The 17879-nt window shown below is 51.3% G+C and carries 16 protein-coding genes; all 16 read right to left on the minus strand.

Annotated elements, in window-relative coordinates:
- Nucleotides 1-26: 26 nt before the first annotated feature.
- Nucleotides 27-3212, minus strand: a complete 3186-nt coding sequence (locus DXC51_RS12420; RefSeq protein ID WP_117544699.1) for an EAL domain-containing protein — start codon at nt 3210-3212, stop codon at nt 27-29.
- Between the two features lie 293 nt (nt 3213-3505).
- The gene (locus DXC51_RS12425; RefSeq protein WP_117544700.1) at nt 3506-3961 is read right to left on the minus strand and encodes an 8-oxo-dGTP diphosphatase; all 456 of its coding nucleotides are present in this window, start codon (nt 3959-3961) and stop codon (nt 3506-3508) included.
- A gap of 64 nt (nt 3962-4025) precedes the next feature.
- Nucleotides 4026-4862, minus strand: a complete 837-nt coding sequence (larE, locus tag DXC51_RS12430; RefSeq protein WP_117544701.1) for an ATP-dependent sacrificial sulfur transferase LarE — start codon at nt 4860-4862, stop codon at nt 4026-4028.
- Nucleotides 4863-4951: 89 nt separating this feature from the next.
- Nucleotides 4952-6331 carry a nickel pincer cofactor biosynthesis protein LarC gene (larC, locus tag DXC51_RS12435; protein WP_117544702.1) on the minus strand — a complete coding sequence of 460 codons (1380 nt, stop codon included), beginning with the start codon at nt 6329-6331 and terminating at the stop codon, nt 4952-4954.
- A gap of 56 nt (nt 6332-6387) precedes the next feature.
- A complete protein-coding gene (gene larB / locus DXC51_RS12440) occupies nt 6388-7146 on the minus strand; it encodes a nickel pincer cofactor biosynthesis protein LarB (protein ID WP_117544703.1) in 759 nt (252 codons plus the stop codon).
- A complete protein-coding gene (locus DXC51_RS12445; protein WP_117544704.1) occupies nt 7115-7789 on the minus strand; it encodes an ABC transporter ATP-binding protein in 675 nt (224 codons plus the stop codon). The genes larB and DXC51_RS12445 overlap by 32 nt, the downstream gene beginning before the upstream one ends.
- Nucleotides 7776-8786, minus strand: a complete 1011-nt coding sequence (locus DXC51_RS12450) for an ABC transporter ATP-binding protein (protein WP_117544705.1) — start codon at nt 8784-8786, stop codon at nt 7776-7778. The genes DXC51_RS12445 and DXC51_RS12450 overlap by 14 nt, the downstream gene beginning before the upstream one ends.
- A gap of 92 nt (nt 8787-8878) precedes the next feature.
- Entirely contained in the window at nt 8879-9694 is an 816-nt protein-coding gene (locus DXC51_RS12455; protein ID WP_117544706.1) for an ABC transporter permease, read from the minus strand.
- Nucleotides 9691-10641, minus strand: a complete 951-nt coding sequence (locus DXC51_RS12460; protein ID WP_117544739.1) for an ABC transporter permease — start codon at nt 10639-10641, stop codon at nt 9691-9693. Before DXC51_RS12460 ends, DXC51_RS12455 begins: the two co-directional genes overlap by 4 nt.
- A gap of 50 nt (nt 10642-10691) precedes the next feature.
- On the minus strand, nt 10692-12401 hold the full coding sequence (locus DXC51_RS12465) for an ABC transporter substrate-binding protein (protein WP_117544707.1): 1710 nt from the start codon (nt 12399-12401) through the stop codon (nt 10692-10694).
- 556 nt (nt 12402-12957) lie between these two features.
- A complete protein-coding gene (locus DXC51_RS12470) occupies nt 12958-13854 on the minus strand; it encodes an alpha-hydroxy acid oxidase (protein WP_117544708.1) in 897 nt (298 codons plus the stop codon).
- A 119-nt stretch (nt 13855-13973) separates the two neighbouring features.
- The gene (locus DXC51_RS12475) at nt 13974-14690 is read right to left on the minus strand and encodes a carbon-nitrogen hydrolase family protein (RefSeq protein ID WP_117544709.1); all 717 of its coding nucleotides are present in this window, start codon (nt 14688-14690) and stop codon (nt 13974-13976) included.
- 51 nt (nt 14691-14741) lie between these two features.
- The gene (locus tag DXC51_RS12480) at nt 14742-15155 is read right to left on the minus strand and encodes a hypothetical protein (RefSeq protein WP_035324094.1); all 414 of its coding nucleotides are present in this window, start codon (nt 15153-15155) and stop codon (nt 14742-14744) included.
- Nucleotides 15156-15196: 41 nt separating this feature from the next.
- Nucleotides 15197-15742 carry a methylated-DNA--[protein]-cysteine S-methyltransferase gene (locus tag DXC51_RS12485; RefSeq protein ID WP_035324020.1) on the minus strand — a complete coding sequence of 182 codons (546 nt, stop codon included), beginning with the start codon at nt 15740-15742 and terminating at the stop codon, nt 15197-15199.
- Between the two features lie 40 nt (nt 15743-15782).
- Nucleotides 15783-16373 (minus strand): GNAT family N-acetyltransferase, encoded by a 591-nt coding sequence (locus tag DXC51_RS12490; RefSeq protein ID WP_117544710.1) that lies wholly within the window; start codon nt 16371-16373, stop codon nt 15783-15785.
- A 108-nt stretch (nt 16374-16481) separates the two neighbouring features.
- Nucleotides 16482-17666, minus strand: coding sequence for a GGDEF domain-containing protein (locus DXC51_RS12495; RefSeq protein WP_021639755.1), 1185 nt, complete (start codon nt 17664-17666; stop codon nt 16482-16484).
- Between the last annotated feature and the right edge of the window lie 213 nt (nt 17667-17879).

Genomic DNA, 17879 nt, shown 5'->3' on the forward strand with positions numbered 1-17879 from the left:
ATGCCCGCCGCCGGGTTCCCGGCGTTTTACCTATCCGTCCTTGTTCCATACGGCCTGGAAAAGCAATAACAGTTTTTCCCTTTCCTTTTTGCCTCATACATGGCGCGATCCGCCGCATTAAACAGATCCACAAACTGACTCCCGTCCTCCGGGCACCTGGAAATCCCTATGCTCACGGATAATGGCGGTATCCCCTGCTCCATGCCCAGCTTCAGGTGCTGCATCAAAAGCTCTGCCTTCTTTCCTGCCAGTTCCCGGCTGTTCGTGGAATTAAGAAATACCATCCACTCATCCCCGCCGATGCGGCCGATCACATCATCGGCCCTGAACACCTTCTGCAGGCAGCTTCCCACAAAGCAGAGGGCTTCATCGCCTCCGGCATGCCCATAAGAATCATTCACCAGCTTGAAGTTATCCAAATCAATCATGAACAGCAGTCCGATGCATTCCTCCTGAAGCCGCCTGCGGATTTCAACCTCTGTGGCCAGCTTGTTGCGCAGACCGGTCAGGCCGTCTGTCTCCGACATTTCCAGAAGATACTCCTCATGCCTTTTTTGTTCCTCAATGTCCGTAATCTTACCAACTACGGAAGAAACGGTTCCCTTTTTGTAATCATAGCGGTACTGGATCAGCGTCCAGAAATAATTATCCCTGTCAGGATACATCAGCCTGACGCGGACTTCCTTTTTATCCTTCTTCAGCCGGCCGGAAAACAGCTGGCTGACTTCCTCAATATCACCGCCGTAAATATATCTGTTCCCCATATTTTTCAGGAAATCCTTCTGCACCAGGCCATGAATTCTGAAAAGCCTGTCCGCATTGGGAGTAAACCGGATAATATCACGCCGGATATCATAATCAAACAGCACCGTATCGGAAAACTGCTCCAGCAGCAAATACCGCCGTTCCTCCACACCGATATGCTTTGCCATTTTCAGGAAAAGCGAAAAGAGGAAAACGCAGAAGACGGCTACTGCCACCAGAAGAGCCACAGTTCCGCACATGGTACGGTAAACAATCCTTTCCATATGGATGTTGGCCATATCCGCCTGGAAGCATACCACATAATGCCAGTCGTTAATTCCCAGATCCACTACAGAAAAGTAAATCGGCACGCCTTCTCTTTCTCCCACACGGATGCTGGCGTTTTCCCCATTCTCCAGGTACTTCAGCATATCCCTGCAGATATCGCCGTCAATTCCTTCCTCGGCCATCCTGTCCGCCAGGCTGCCTTCCCATTCCCCGTCGCCTTTTTTCACCGGGATGATATTGCCCTGCCCATCGGTGATCAGACAGCGGAACACCTTTCCCTGTACCGCAGGGTAAAAAGATGTGGCCACAAGCATATCCGCATTGATAATGCCCCGAAGCGTCCCTGCAAACTTTCCGTTTTGATAAACCGGGACGCCGATAGTAATACAGTACAGGCCGCCAAGCCTGTCAGAATATGTAATATCGGAAATGACAGTCTCGCCTTCCTTCAGACGTTCCACTATCCGGGCGTCCTCCTCCCGCGCTTTCCCGGTCCTGATACTCTCTTCCAGCTTTTTCTCACTCGTATAGATATACCACTCATCCTCCCTGGCCTCGCTTAAAGCAGTCAGATATCCTTCCACAGCATACGTATCTTCCTGCTGTCCTATAAGAACCGCCAATGCATCCAGCATATTTTTCATCCTGTCCATTTCAGCCAGTATTTCTTCACGCTGGCCCGAGGTATAGGTATTCAGGTTCTCCGTCATGATCTGCGTAAATTCCGAACGCGCTGAATTATAAAAATAAGAAACGGCCAGAGCTACGGAAATACTCAGGAAAATCACCGCTGCCAGGCCTGCCGCCAGATACCATCTTCTGTCAAATCTATATTCCCCGTTCTTTGCGTTTTTCTTTTCCACAGTCTTTTTTTTCACAGGTTCGGCCTGCTGCACATTCCTTTCGGAAGGCACCTTGTAAAACCCGCCGGAGCTTTCATACCGGGCATAAAAATCCTCCGGCGGTATGGGCCTGGAAAAATAATACCCCTGTCCCGTCGGGCAGCCCAGCCGCTTCAGATAAAGGCACTGCTCTTCCGTTTCCACACCCTCGCACAGTACCTGCACATGAAGACGCTGCGCAATATTTATCATATTCGGTACAATCGCTTCATTCCTGTATACCAGTTCCTTTTTTGTGGAAAGGAACTTCTTGTCCAGCTTCAGGACATCAAAATTCAGTTCCTGCCATATATTGATTCCCGAATAGCCGGAGCCGAAATCATCTATGGACACCCGGTAGCCGTACGCCCTCAGCCGGTCAATCAGCTGCTTGGCTCCGGAAAATTCATCCAGCAGAATGGTTTCCGTCAGTTCAAACTCCAGAAGATCGGACGGGATTTCATAAGCCTGCGCGACAGAATGGATGATATCGGCGGTTTCCGGATTATGGATATGCAGGCGCGACAGGTTTACCGAAGTCTGCACCACCGGCAGCCCTTTTTCCCTTCTATCTGCCAGGAAGGCGCACACCTTCCTGTAAATCAGCATATCCAGCTCCACAATGCTCCCATTGGCTTCCATGACAGAAAGAAAAGCATCCGGATAAATAATGCTTCCATCACGGCCGACCCTTCTCGCCAGCGCCTCCGCCCCTATCGTCCTGCCTGTTTCCAGATCCACCTTGGGCTGGAGATAAAAAAGGAACCTTTCCTCCCGGAGGGAGTCATTGACAGCCCGCTCCAGCTCATACTGATCGGTCATCTGCTTCTGCATGGCGTCACTGTAGGGGAATGCCCTTAAGGAGCCGCGCCTCTTCGCCTCCTTGCGCGCCAGATTGGCGCCGTCCACCGCATATTTTAAGTTTCCTCCGGTTACTTTGCAGATACCGCAGGAAAGCTTTAATGTACATAAAGGGTAATTCGTTCCCTGTTCCTCAAGGAACAGACGGGAACGCTGCTGATAAGATATGATGATTTTTTCCACATCCACGTCTTTTTCTGTCTGTATCAGGCAGAGGAACTGATCAGAAAAAATATTTACACAGGTCCTGACCTGGGGATCCCTTTTCAAAGCCTCCTCCATTGCCCGAAGAAGGCTGTCCCCGGCTTCCATTCCATAGAAATGATTCACCATCTGAAAATCCGTAAAATCCAGATACAAAAGATAATACGCAAAATCATCTGATAAATTCTGGAGAATTTGATTTGATTCCTGCAGAAAACTTTCATATGGATACATGTACTTTCCCTCCGTTTTATTGTTCTGAATAGCAGGCAGAACTTTTTTCTAAACCGGATTCATTCTACCAGTTACACAATCCATTACAATTATAGCACTCTGCGACTATTTTTTAAATCATTTTACGGTCAATTCTGGTCTTAAACCGGTATTTTTACCAATTCACTGCTAAATTACCCGTCATATGCTGTTTAATATGGCTTTCCATGCCATGCTTCCAGGGCAAAAGAGGGGCATATCAACCAATCACAACTGAACGTACACCCACAGGGCGCGCAAAAACAAAAGCAGGCTCATTTCAGAACCTGCTTCCACTCCCCTTCATCTTCATATAAATAATGCTCATTTACCTTGTCCTTCAGGAACAGCTGGAACATCAGCTCCATTCCGGAGGCAAGCGGCTGGGCCATCAGCTCCGACCGTTTTACCCAGTATACCTCCCCTTCCTCCGAGGAACGAAGCTCGCCCTCAAAATGGCCGGTTTTATAACAGAGGACCACGTAGCGGACATCTTCCTCTTCCTGCCACTGCTTTACTCCGCAAAGGACGGGGTTTTTGATCTTAAGGCCGGTTTCCTCATAAACTTCCCGGATTACGGAATCCGTGAAGGATTCCTTTTTCTCCACATGGCCGCCGGGGAAGGTTATGCCGCCCCATTCTTTATCCTTTCTGTTCTGTACCAGAACGTTTCCGTTGTCATCATACACCATGCACATATTGGTAAAAATCGCTTTTTCACTTCTATCCATTTTATCATCCTGCTTTTTTACTTAATCAGCCGTAACAGTTCAACCGGGGACCGGGCTGTTACAATCAGTATTCAGCCGTTTCCGCATTAAGGCCCGTATCCATGCTGCCCGAACGGAATCCCTTCAAGTCAAGTGTAACATACAGAAAGCCCAGCGCTTCCAGTCTGGAAACCAGATCTTTTCTGTGTGCCAGTACCGCCGGCATGTCCTTTTCGTCCACTTCGATTCTGGCAACCTCCCCATGCACACGGATGCGCACGTTATAAAGTCCCAGGCTGCGCAGATAAGCTTCCCCCTGATCCACCTGTTTCATTTTATCCATATTCAGCCTGGTTCCATAGGGGAAACGGGTGGCCAGGCAGGGGGCCGAGGGCCGGTTGGAAACGGAAATCCCATATTCCCCGGCAAACTTACGCACCTCCTCCTTGGTGATGCCAAGAAGGGCCAGCGGGCTGGTAATGCCCAGCTCCCGGATCGCCCGGATGCCGGGACGGTACACCGTCAGGTCGTCTGCATTGGTTCCCTCCACAATCACCGGGACGCCAAGCTCCTGCGCCTTCTTCTTCATTTTCTGAAAAAGAAGTTTTTTGCAGCGGTAGCAGCGGTCAACCGGATTGTCTTCAATTCCGGCCTCCGCCAGCTCGTCTACGGACAGAATCACATGGACGGCCCCCATTTCCTTTGCCACACGTCCTGCCACCTCAATATCCTCCGTTGGGTGAAGGGCGGTCTGTATGGTAACCGCATATACTTTTTTCCCGGTCCGGCCTGCGCTGTCACAGGCGGCCTTCAGCAGGAGGCTGCTGTCCACGCCTCCTGAAAACGCCACCATGATATCCTCTCCGGCAAGCTTATCCATCATTTCCGTCAGTTTCTGTCTCTTTTCCTCTGTCCCTTCCATGAATACTCCTTTTAAAAGACTTCCTTTTTGCCGTGCAGCAAATACGACGGCATGTCTGCGCATCCCCTGTACGGAGCGTGTCCGGACATTTATTCCGCAGGCTGAATGTCCTGTTTTTCCGGACAGGCCGCCTTTATCATTTCATAAACCTCCATAAAGGGGCGTTTATGTTCCCTGCTCAGCCTGGCGGCATCCGCATATTCCGGATAGTATCTGTTTTCCCCCTCCAGCCTGCATACCTTTACGGATGCCTGGCCCAGAGGCGTGCCGACCTGTATTACCTCTCTTGGCAGCACAGTCCTTTCCATACATAGCCTGCGGATGCCGATGGTAGTGGTTTCCGCAAAAATAACCCGTTCCAGCCTGTCCGCATCCTCTTCGGAGCAGATAACATTCAGCTGGTAGGCAGGGCGGTTCTTCTTCATGAACACGGGAATGTAATGCACATCCCTCGCTCCTTCTTCAAACAGCCTGTCCATGACATATCCCAGCATCTCGCCGGTGCAGTCATCGATATTTGTTTCCAGCTTGCAGATGGTGTCCTTTCTGCTCTCCTCACCGCGGATCAGCATCGCCCGCAGTATGCTTGGGCGTTCGTAGCTGCGTTTGCCCGCTCCCATTCCTGTTTTCACTATGGTAAAGGCTTCCGGAAGCTTATCATCCGTCTTCACCGCAGCCACAATGGCCGCTCCGGTGGGTGTGACCAGCTCTCCCTGAATTTCCGTCAGCTTCAGCTTCAGCCCGTTGGCCCCGGCAATGTTTGCAACCGCGGGTACCGGTACGGGAATCATGCCGTGCTGGCATCTGACAAAGCCGCTGCCTTCGCAGAGCACGGGCACCACAGCCCTGGTGATATTCAGATTATCCAGGCACACCGCCGCCGCCACGATATCGACGATGGAGTCCACCGCGCCCACCTCATGAAAATGGACCTCCTCCATCGGGACGCCATGGGCGGCCGATTCCGCTTCCGCCAGTATCCGGAAAATGCGGCAGGCAGTTTCCTTTGCCCGGTCTGAAATTTCAGCATGATCTATGATATGAAGGATTTCCTTCAGGCCGCGATGCTCATGGTGGTGATGGTGATGTCCGTGATGTTCTCCGTGGCTGTACACTTCTTCGGTGATGCTGTGTTGTTCCCCATGAGAGTGCGCTTCCGGGATGTGGCTGTGCCCTTCATGCTCGTGTTCGCCATGGCTGTGCCCTTCATGGACATGCTCCCCTTTGCCGTAAAGATACTCCATATCATGATCATGGTTCTCATGCGCCTCATCCAGCACCACATTAAAATCACATACATCCAGCCCTGATTTCACAACTCTTTTGATTTCAACGGAAAAGCCGCTAAGCGGCAGGCTGGAAAGCGCCCTGCGCAGCACCTCCTCGTCAGCCCCCAAATCCAGCAGGGCCGCCACCGTCATATCACCGCTGATGCCGGAAAGGCATTCCAAATATAAAATTTCGTCCATTTATGCTCCTGTCCGCCTGCACCTGCAGGCTCCGTTTTTCTTTCCCCTGCCGTATATTATACACCATCACCCTGCCGTACCGCCAGCCTGTTGATCTGCGTCGCCATATAACCTGCGCCGTAGCCGTTGTCGATGTTGAGCACCGCAATCCCGTTGGCACAGGAATTGATCATGGTCAGAAGCGCGGACAGCCCGTGCATATTGGCGCCGTAGCCTACCGAGGTGGGCACGGCCAGCACCGGATTGCTCACCAGCCCGCCGATGACACTGGCCAGCGCCCCTTCCATCCCCGCCACCGCAACCACGCAGTTGGCGCTCTGTATCACATCCAGCCGGGACATCAGCCTGTGAATACCGCTCACTCCCACATCATAAATACGGTCCACATTTGAGCCGAAATATTCCGCCGTCTGCGCCGCTTCCTCCGCCACGGGAATATCCGCCGTACCTGCCGTGCACACGGCAATCCTGCCAATCCTCTTCTTCCCTTCTTTTTCAATCTTGAGGATGTGGGAAATCTCATCATACTGTACCTGGGGAAATTCCTTCTTAATCAGTTCGTACTGAGAAAGCGACGCCCTCGTTCCCAGCACCTCCCCTTCTTCCTCATACAAATGTCTGAAAATCTCCTTCAGATGGGCATCTGCCTTGCCGCTGCAGAAAATAACCTCCGCGAAACCGGAACGCAGCTTTCTGTGGGAATCCAGCTTGGCATATCCCATATCCTCAAAAGGCTGACGCTTCAGATAAGCCTCCGCTTCCTCCAGTGACATTTCCCCGTTTTTAAACTGCATTAAAATTTCCTGTGTATCCATTCGTCTTCTCCTGTCTGCCTGTTTTCAACAACTCCGTTCCCTGCAGCCCTTTCAGCTCCACCTGCCTGGTGCATACGTAATCCAGAAGCTCCCGGCTGTGGCTGACCACCAGCATGCCAATCTGCCGCCGCGCCGTCTCCTCCATGAGGAAATTCCATATCTGCCCCTGGGTAATCAGATCCAGCATGGTGCTGATTTCGTCCGCAATCAGATACCTGGTACGCCTTCCCAGCGCCCTGGCAATGCAGAAACGCTGCAGCTCCCCGCCGGACAGTTCCTGGGGAAAGCGGCCCTTCCAGTCCTCTTCAATCCCCAGCCCTTCTTCCAGCCTGCGGTCAATGCCGTCGCCCTCCGCCAGCGTTTTGCGCAGGGTGAGGCGGGGGTTCACCGCCCTTTCCGGGTGCTGCCAGACCATCTGCACCGGACAGTAGCCTTTTGCAGGAAGCGGTTTCCCATCCACAAGTACACGGCCTGCATCCGGCTGCAGATATCCTGCCAGTATTTTCATCAGCGTCGTTTTTCCATAACCGCTGGGCGCAAGCACACCCACCCGCTCCCCGGGGCCCACGCTGAGGCTGACGCCCTTGAGCACCGGCGGTTCTCCCTTTTGATAGGAGAAAAAAATATTTTCAGCTTCCAGCATGTCCGTTGGCCTCCTTTACCGCCGATTCCAATCCCTTTCCATGGTGGTGATGGGAATCATCCTCCCTGCATTTGATGCAGCGCACCGTACCGCAGCGCACCACCCGTTCCGGAATCTCCCCCAGACATTCCGAAGAGAAATCCGGACACCTCGGCCCGAATACACAGCCTTCCGGCAGATCCTTAACATAAGGCTGCACACCGTCAATGGGAGTAAAGCCGTTCCGGGGCATGGCCCTCCATAAAGCCCTGGTATAAGGGTGGCGCAGAAGCTCCTGGGAGGCAAAATCTCCCACCAACGCTTCCTCCACCGTTGTCCCCGCATAAAAAACGGCGATTCTGTCCGCCACCTCCAGCGCCAGTTCAATATCATGGGTAATCAGCAGCACGCCGTTTCCCGCATCCGCAAACCGCCGGAAATCCTCCATCGCTTTTTTTGCCAGCGCCAGTTCCATGCCCGGGGTCGGCTCGTCCGCTATGATCAGCCTTGGATTTTCCATCAGGGCCGTTGCCAGGAGAATCCGCCGGCTCATTCCGCCGGAACAGGCAAAAGGGTATTTTTCCGCCGTATCCTCCGGCAGGCCATACTGGGAAAAAAGCGCCTGCTGCCGCTTTCCGGCTTCCCGATCCTTCCTTCCTCCGCGCACCTGCTTTCCCACCTTCATCAAAGGATCCAGGTAAGTGACGCTCTGGGGCACCAGCGCAATCTCTTTTCCCCTGATATGCGCAAGCCTCTTTGGCGTCAGCGGCTCCTGAAGGAAATAAATATCCCCGCCGCACCGTGCATTGGAGGGAAGCAGCCCCATGACCGCGTGGGCAAGAAGGCTTTTCCCTGAGCCGCTGGAGCCTACCACCGCTACGATTTCCCCTTCATGCACCGCCACGTTCAGCCTGGATATGACCGGAAGATCCACCTGTCTCGTCCCCTTGTCATACTGCCGGAAGGAAACGGACAGATCCCTGATTTCCAATATATGAAATTTCTCCGAACAGCTCATGTTCCGCCTCGCTTATTTCTGAAAAAGTATTTTCTGAAAATGTTATTAATGAAAATGCAGCTTACCCTCACAGTTACCGCCAAAGCCTGCCCCTATTCCTGCACGCTGGACGGATCCAGCAACCTCCTGAGCGCATTCCCCGCCACGTCAAACAGCTCTACCGTCAATACCAGCATGACGCCCGGAAGCACGGCAAGCCACCATTTCCCCGTAATCAGGTACCTCATGCTTTCCGACAAAATGACGCCGATGGCAGGCTGCTCGGAGGTAAGGCCGAAGCCAAGGAAGGTGATGCTGGCCTCATGCAGTATGGCATGGGGAAACATCAGTATCAGCCCCACCGCGAACTGGGGAAAAAGATGGGGCAGCATATGCCTTACGGCAATGGTAAGCTTTCCCTGTCCCAGCCTGGCCGCCGCCTGAATGTATTCGCTGTCCTTAAGCTGCATGACCTCGCTTCGGATAACTCTGGCCAGGGACGGCCAGTGCGTCAGCGCCACACCTAACACCACGCCCTTAAAGCCCTTTCCAAAGGCAAAGGAAACCAGAATCAGCAAAAGGATATGGGGAATTCCCATAATGGTGTCAATCAGGAAGGAAATCACAGCGTCCACCCGGCTCCCCAGCACTGCGGACATGATACCCAGCACCAGGGCGATGCAGGCGCTGATTCCCGCAGTGCACAGTCCGATGCGGATGCTCATGGAAAGCCCTGTCAGAGTGCGGGCCAGCATATCCCGCCCCAGCCAGTCCGTACCGAACAGATACAATCCGCAGGGACGCAGGTTTTTTACGCTGAAATCCGCCTTTCGCGCTACATCATGGCAAAGCATTCCGGACAGCGTCACCGCCGCCAGGAAAAGAAGTGCCAGGCCGAAAATCAGCAGGGTTCTTTTTCTCCGGTTCATGAAGGCTCCCCTCCCTTCCTCATACGGGGATCGATCACACCGTAAAGCACATCGGCAATAAAATTACCAAGAAATACGATGCCCGCCGTCACCAGCGTAATTCCCATCAGCAGCGGCACATCGCTTCCCGTACCCGCCGTAACCGCCGCCTGCCCCAGGCCCGGATAGGAAAAAACCTGCTCCACCAGGACGGAGCCGCCGATGATTTCACTGACGGAAGCGAACTGGAGCGTCATTGCCGGAAGCAGGATGTTGCGCAGGCCATGCCTTTTTACCATGGTCCAGGTGCTTTCCCCCCTTGCCCGGGCAAAAAGCATGTAGTCGCTTTCCATGACATCTATCATTTTTTCCCGGGTATGCAGCGTAATTCCCGCAACGCCTGTAATGCTTAAGGTAATTGCAGGGAGCACGGCATGGCGCACCCTGTCAAAAAAGGTCACACCCGACGCCTCCACGCCGATGGGCACGCTTAAGCCGATAGGAAGCACCTTCAGCCACACGGCAAAGACAAGAAGCAGAAGAAGCGCCAGCCAGAACACAGGCGTACTGGAAATCAACAGGGAATAGCCTCTGATCACCCTGTCGATCCAGGTTCCCCGGAAGATACCGGCAAGCATCCCCAAAAGCAGTCCCAGGATACCGGAAATCAGCCAGGCAATCACCATAAGGAACAGGGAATTGGCCAGCTTCACGCCGATCACCCGGGAAACCGGCTGTCTGTAAAGCAGGGAGGTTCCCATATCCCCGGAAAGGAAAGCCTTTCCCCAGTTCAGATAGCGGCGTACTGGAGGGGTGTTCACCCCCCAGTACTCCTCCAGCCGGGCCTTCTGCTCCTGGCTCATGGCGCCCAGCGCCGCCTGTCCCACATTGGCCTGCAGCGGATCAATGGGCGACATGCTTACCAGGGTAAAGGTTACAATGCTCACCGTGACCAGAAGCAGAAGCATTCTTATGAATTTTTTCCCGATTCGTCTTACAAGACGGTTCTCTTTCACGTTTATTTCCACTCCCACTGATCCACATTATTGACGATTGACCATCCATGCCCATGAGGATGGATTTTCTGTCCGGCCACCTGCAGGCCGTCCCTTACATAATAAAGATGATCCACATTACACAGCCATACCCAGGGGATATCCCCCTCCTGGGTAACTCCGGTTTTCCCGTCCCACTGTGCCTTCTGCCACAGCTCATAGGTGGATTCCAGATCCCCTGCCTTCAATGCACCATCCATGTAATTATCCACTGCTTTATTGGAATAAGGAGAATATTCCGCACTTCCTGTGGCCGGAAGGGTATGGTAAATATTATAAAGCTCCATGGGGGTATGCGCCCCCCATCCCCATACCAGGGGCTGCGCCTGCGCCTTATCATAAGCCACATCCCAGCCTGCGCCCTCCGTTGTCACCTCAATGCCAAGCTCCCTTAACTGGTTTGCCAGCTCCTCGGCCAGGGCCTGGCGCACCGAATCCCCGGGGGTATACATCACCGAAAAGGCCGCCCTCACCCCGTCTTTTTCCCGGATGCCGTCACTGCCTTGCGTCCAGCCGGCTTCCTCAAGCAGCTGCTTCGCAGCGTCCGGATCATATACCACCTGCGCCGATGGATTATACCAGGGCATCTTGTCACATACGCTGTAGGCCGGCGTACCATAGCCATTGAGCACATTGTCAATCATTTCTTCACGGTCAATTCCTATATTAATGGCACGGCGTACCGCCGCATCGGAGGTTACCGCATTGCCAATGGGTTTACCGTCCCGCTCCTGCGGTGATACTGTGGGAAGGTTAATCCCCCTGTTATCCACGCTGGCCACCCGGAGCAGCTGATAACCGTCAATCACCTGATCCGCATAGGACGCCGCCGTATGCGCCACATCCGCCTGGCCGGCCATAGCTGCTGCCAGCGCCGCATCCTCATCCATGAACAAAACGGTAAGCTTTTTAATTTTGATTTTCTCGCCATAATAATCCGGGTTCGCTTCAAAAATCACCTGCTGCCCCTTATCCCACTGCTTCATAAGGTAACGGCCCGAGCCAATGGGGTTCTGCCCGTAATTCTCATCATAAGCATGCTCCGGCACAATTCCCACAATAGCCATGGTATAAGGCCAGATGGAAAAAGGCGTATTCATGTGGAATTCCACCGTGGTATCATCCAAAGCCACAGCTTCCTTCAGCATGGTAAAATCATTGACGCTGCTGTTTTGTACACAAAGGTTGTAGGTAAAAGCCACATCGGAGGCTGTCAGTGGCTCTCCGTCCGTAAATTTCACATCGTTCCGTATTGTTACCGTCCAGGTAAGCCCATCCTCGCTGACAGAGTAATCCGTGGCCAGATCTTTCCCTATTTTTAAATCTGCCGTAGTAGTCGTCAATGTGCTCTGGATCAGCGGCTCATGCACATGCTCACCCGCACCCCAGCCATAAACAGGATCAAAGCCCGCCTCCGGCTCCGAGGTGGACGGCATGGTTACAATTACGGAATCCTTTGCCTGCCCGGATTCCCCCTGGGCGCTCTCAGCCGCCGCGCCCTGCGCTTCTGCTGCCTGTCCTGACTGCGCCGGGTCCTGCTGCGCACTGCTGCCGTTTCCCGCACTGCCGCCGTTTCCCATGTTGCCGTTTTCAGCACTGCTGCCGCAGCCGGACAGCGCGGCTGCAACAAGGCTCACAGCTAAAATAAATGCTGCTATTGTTTTCTTTTTCATTTATCGTTGTCCTCCCATTTGTGTCAGATATTTCTTCCCGGAAGAGCTTCCCGGAAAAACATACGCCTGATTTTATACATGCTGTTTCATCCACACATCCGTTCGGGCGCCAAACAAAAACGGATGCCGTGAAGTATGCTTCCCTTAAGGAATCCAACGCCTTCATGGCATCCATAGTTCCATCATTAAAATTATTATAAAAATGCAGGAAGCACCGCTGCTTCCCAGACGTTCAGCGAATCGTACCTGTATATGCAGAAATGAGGGAACTGTACTTCGGTACATTTTATGCATTCTTGGAATGCCGCCCTCCTGCCAGCTACAGTTATTAAGTATAGATCCGCATCCTTCGGCAGTCAATATTTTCCTGCCCGGCCTGATGTAATTGAAAGATATACAGCCCTGTCTGAACTGTTACATGTAATTCATTTTATCACCTGGAGCAGGCTCCAATACAAATGAATTTTTTATGTCTGTTTTATGAACAAATTATGAATTACACATTTTGTTTATCCTGATAAATACTGTCCTTTTTCAGGACTTTAGTGCATGCTCTTTATCTGTTCCAGATAATCTCAGGGTCAATATGCGCCAGATCCTCACAGCCCGTATGTGCCATCATCCCTGCAAGCTCTTCCGTAATGGATTCGATCTTTTCCCGCACTCCCTCAGGACCTTTCTCTCCCAGGGGCCCCATGAGCGCTCTTCCCACACAGACCGCATCCGCGCCCAGCGCCAGCGCTTTCAGGACATCCGCGCCGCTCTCAATGCAGCAGTCCACGAAAACAGGAATCTGCTTCTGTATTACTTTTGCAATAGAAGGCAGGATTTTAAACGGAGGCACTGCGTAATCCATGATTCCATGGTGATGGGAAACCACGATTCCCTGCACTCCCGCCTCCAGGCATTTATATGCGTCCCGCTCACTCAATACGCCTTTTACAATAAACGGCAGCTTCGTCGCCTTTACGAATTCCTTCAGCTCCTCCAGGGATTTCGCCTTCATCTGCATGCCACAGACGTTATCATAGGTTCCCTTCCAGGAAAAAGCATGATCCATGTCCATTCCCACCGCCAGGACACCGCATTTTTCTGCATGTCTGATCCGGCTGATAATATAATCGTTGTCTTCATAGGGTTTGATAATCTTAATTGTCCGCGCCCCAGTGGCCGTGATTCTTTCCAGCTCTTCTTCATCACCCATGCCGGCCCAGTTTACGGCTCCGGCCAGATGCGCGCCTTCCGCCAGTCCGGCCATCCCTGTCTCATGTACATTATTCAGGTGGGACAGGGCGGCTGTCATTACCGGCGTGGCAAACGTTTCCCCGTAAAGCTCCATTTCCGTCACCGGCAGCTTTCCGTCCAGATGACGCATTTCCAGCAGCAGTGAGTCCATATATTCCCTTGTGATTCTGTTGGAATCTCCGGGGTTGGTTCTTTTTTCTTCTCCCATTTTTAACTCCTCCCTATGTATTTATTACTTTATAACGAATCCTTGTATACACCGAATCCACATAACCAGCCGTCTGATTTATATTATAATCTACAATAATATACATTCCAGTACTGCTGTCAAATCTCAACCGTCAGCATCCCTTCCTCTCCTGTTTCAAGCGACTGAACCGTACACCCATGACTGAATCGGCAACACCCGCCAAATACATTTTTTTCATCCCCCAGTGAATCAACTAAAAGTACTTCTTTACAAACACAGGCGGCTTGCTGCGCATATTCATTTTCCACGCCATTTTTCCACTCAGCTATAGGATAGTTAATAAATACAGGCCAAAACAAAACATCCTCTCCTCGTGCAAATTCGGAAGGATATTCCCAAAGATCGCCGCAAATCGCAATCATACACTGCTTACCACGATAACAAAATGGTTGAGGAATGCCACCTTCACAATAATGAAAATCTGCCCTGTCGTATTCCTTCCAGCCTTTTGATATTCTCCGGTAAAGGTGCAGCAAACCTCCGTCACCAACTAAGGCGCAGGAGGAAAACAACTTTTCGCCATCTCTTTCCAGGAAGCCAAACATCAGATCTATTTGAATATCTGAAGATAAATCAATCAGTATCTGAAAAACATCCGAATCAGTACTTATCGCCACCTCTCTGTCATGCTCATAAATCCAGGTCAAGGAATCAAATCCCTGCAAAAATGCTTCTCCGAAACAAACCAGTTTCGCCTCATGCTGCTTTGCCAGACGCATACCTTTTACCATTTCATTGATATTATGTTTTAAGTTGTTATTCACAAAATGAGCGGTCATAAGACTTATTTTCATCTTCTGTCCTCAACGTTTCCGATGTTATACCCTTCTATACATTTACTCCTGTTATTTTTCCTGTTTCGCCTTGCTGAATAACATGCAGGTCACAATCACCATACCAACGGATGCGAAAAGAAACACGAAATAAACCGTAGCCACCGGGGTGGTGCTGGTAATTCCCGCAACGTTCGCATACAGCTTGCCATCATGCAGATACGCTGTTGTCTCCCTGCCAGGCATGTAGGAATAACTGTTATAAACATTCTGCAGCTCGTATTCCCGGCCTTCGTACTCCACTACCACCTCGTAATACTTCTGGCTTTTTCCATATACACGCCTCACTCTTTCTTCAGAGCTTACGACGGTTGCCTTCACCTCCGTGTATTCCACGTCAACCTTGTCCATGGCAATCCGCAGAACCACTGCTGCTACGATACACAGTACAGTGATAATACTGCTGATAATTGCTTTCTTCTTCATTTTTTTATTCCCTTTCTTTTTTATTTTAACAGACACAGCGCTTATAACGCCGTGCCCCTCTTCGGCACAAATAACCGGGACATATCCACGCCTTCCAGTTCAAGCAGCTTTATTTTGGCAGGAATACCTCCCGCATACCCGGTCAGGCTGCCATTTGCCCCTACCACCCGGTGGCATGGAATAATAATGGAAACAGGGTTATGCCCCACCGCACCGCCGATTGCCTGGCCCGACATGCTTGTTCTTCCCATCTTTGCAGCCATTTTCTTTGCGATATCCCCATAGGTAATCACCTCGCCATATGGGATTTCACATAAAATACGCCATACCTCCTGACGGAATTTGCTGCCCACAGGCGCTAACGGCAGTTCGTCTGCCACGGGCTTTTTCCCGTCAAAATAGCGGTCCAGCCAGTCCTTTGTCCTGTCGAATACAGGCATGCCGCTTTTTTCCGTCATGCCGTCCATAATGGTATTCCCATGATATTTCTGCCCCTCCAGCCATACCCCCACAAGCTTGCTGCCGGTCAAATCACAGGCCAGGGTCAATAAGCCCACAGGAGAAGGATATGTTGTTGAATAATACATGCTGCTCCCCTTTTCTTCCTATTATAAATACTCTTCCCGCCTAAAAAGTCTTGTCAAACTCCTTTACCTCTTCACGGTGCAGATCATCATTGTAGATATCGGATTCATAATATCTCCCGCCCTTTGCCGGAAGTAAATAACCCGGAATCAGCTCCATTGCCATAAAAGCAGAAAAATTATATCCCTCACAATCCGAAATCCCATACACAGAAGCCTCCTTAAATCCAAACTGCGGATAATACTCCGGCCTGCCGAAAAATAGAATGGCTCCATGCCCCTCTGCTTTTGCTTTTTCCAGCATACCGTTTATAAGCGCCTTCCCAACACCCTTCCGTTGATATTCGGGCAAAACGCTGAGAGGGCCGAAATTCAGGACCGGCAGCGTTATTTCTTCTTTTCGGACCACCGCTTTGCTGCATATAATGTGCCCAACCACCTGCTGCTCCACTTCTGCAACCAGGCTTAAAGATAATATTCCATCCCTGCGGCGCAGCTCATTAACCATCCAATGCTCGTAGGGACAGCCTATTTTACCATTTTCAATCCTTCCAGGATAGGAAAATGCCTGCCTTGTCACCTCTTCCACACGGCGGTAATCCTTTTCTTCCTCCTGCCTTATAAAAATATTCATGTCTCATACCTCTTTCTGCCTGTTTTTCAGAAAAACTTAAGTGCGGCAAACAATATGAACAGAACAAATCCCGGCTCCCGCATACTCCGGGACCCGGAATCCTTTATCCTAACTTTGCATCTGTTCGTGATCAATGATGCCCTCATTCTCCTTTTTATTCCTGTACATACATGCGTCGGAACGTTTAAGGGTATCATTAAGCGTCTTATCCTGCGCCGCATCATAAAAAGCGTAGCCGGCCGAAATACTGATATCAAACCTTCTGCTCTGGCTCTCCTGCTCTGCCATAACGCGGATTTCCCGCAGCATATCCTCTACCTCTTCCTGCGTTACATCCTGGATCATTGCGATAAACTCATCTCCGCCGATCCGGTACAGCACACATTTGCCATAGATAGCATCCTGTATGATACCGCTGCTGACTCTCAGATAATCATCCCCGCACCCATGCCCGAAGGTATCATTCACATCCTTCAGCCGGTCCAAATCAAAGGAAAGTATGGCCAGCCCCTCTTTTTTCCCCTGCTGTTCCCGGTTGTGCAGATCCACCTCAAAGGCATTCCTGTTTTTCAGTCCGGTAAGCATGTCCGAATTGAATATATCCCTGTAGGAAGGATTGGAAATCCTCCGGAACAGAAGCACCGCAATCACAGCGGCCGCAATGCAGGACATCAAAATCACCACAGGCGTGGCTATTTTCATAAACCGGAAAGCCTGATATTCCGTCCCGGCATCGAATTCGATTCCCAGCACGCCGATAACCTGCTCCCCGTCATGCATCGGAAAATAGGAAATAAAAACAGGCCCCCATGTCGTCTTGTTAATCTGGCCGGGGAACACGGTCTCTCCCGCCATCGCCCGTTTCATGTCCGCAATGCACTCAGGCTCTATGGCATCCCCCACATAACGGAAATCAGGACTGTCTTCAGAAAGACCATCCACCAGATAAATATAATCACCGTCCTTTGTCACTTTGGCAGTATAAAGATAACGTACCCCCGTGGCCCTCCGCGCAGCTTCCAGAATTGTGTGGGAACTGTCGTAAACCGGCTGCTCCCCGTCCTCTTTTACATTCAGGTCATAAAACATGCTCACATCCAGATAATTTTCCAGGTATTTATGTATGTTTTCAGCCCGTTCCTTCAGCGCAGTAATCATACTGCCGTAGGAAAGACTGTAATTAACCAGGAAAATCAGCCCGCAGGCAAACACCACAATGACAGCCGTCATGAGGAAAACCTGCACATCCACCCGGTTGAACCGAATCTTATGTCCCTTGTTATTATTATTCAAAATTCGTACCCTCTCCTCTTATGTATACTCCAGCCCCTTCACTTTAAGCATTCTTACTGGAATTATAGCATACTGTGGTGAGAATTGGTAATGATACTTGACATTTTTTCATTCTTCTATCGCTCCGCAGGCATCAGTCCGCCCCCGCCTGAGGGATAAATTTCCAAACACGCCCAAAAGCAGCATCCCCGCATAATGGAAATGCCGCTTTTA

It is taken from the genome of Eisenbergiella massiliensis (assembly GCF_003435485.1).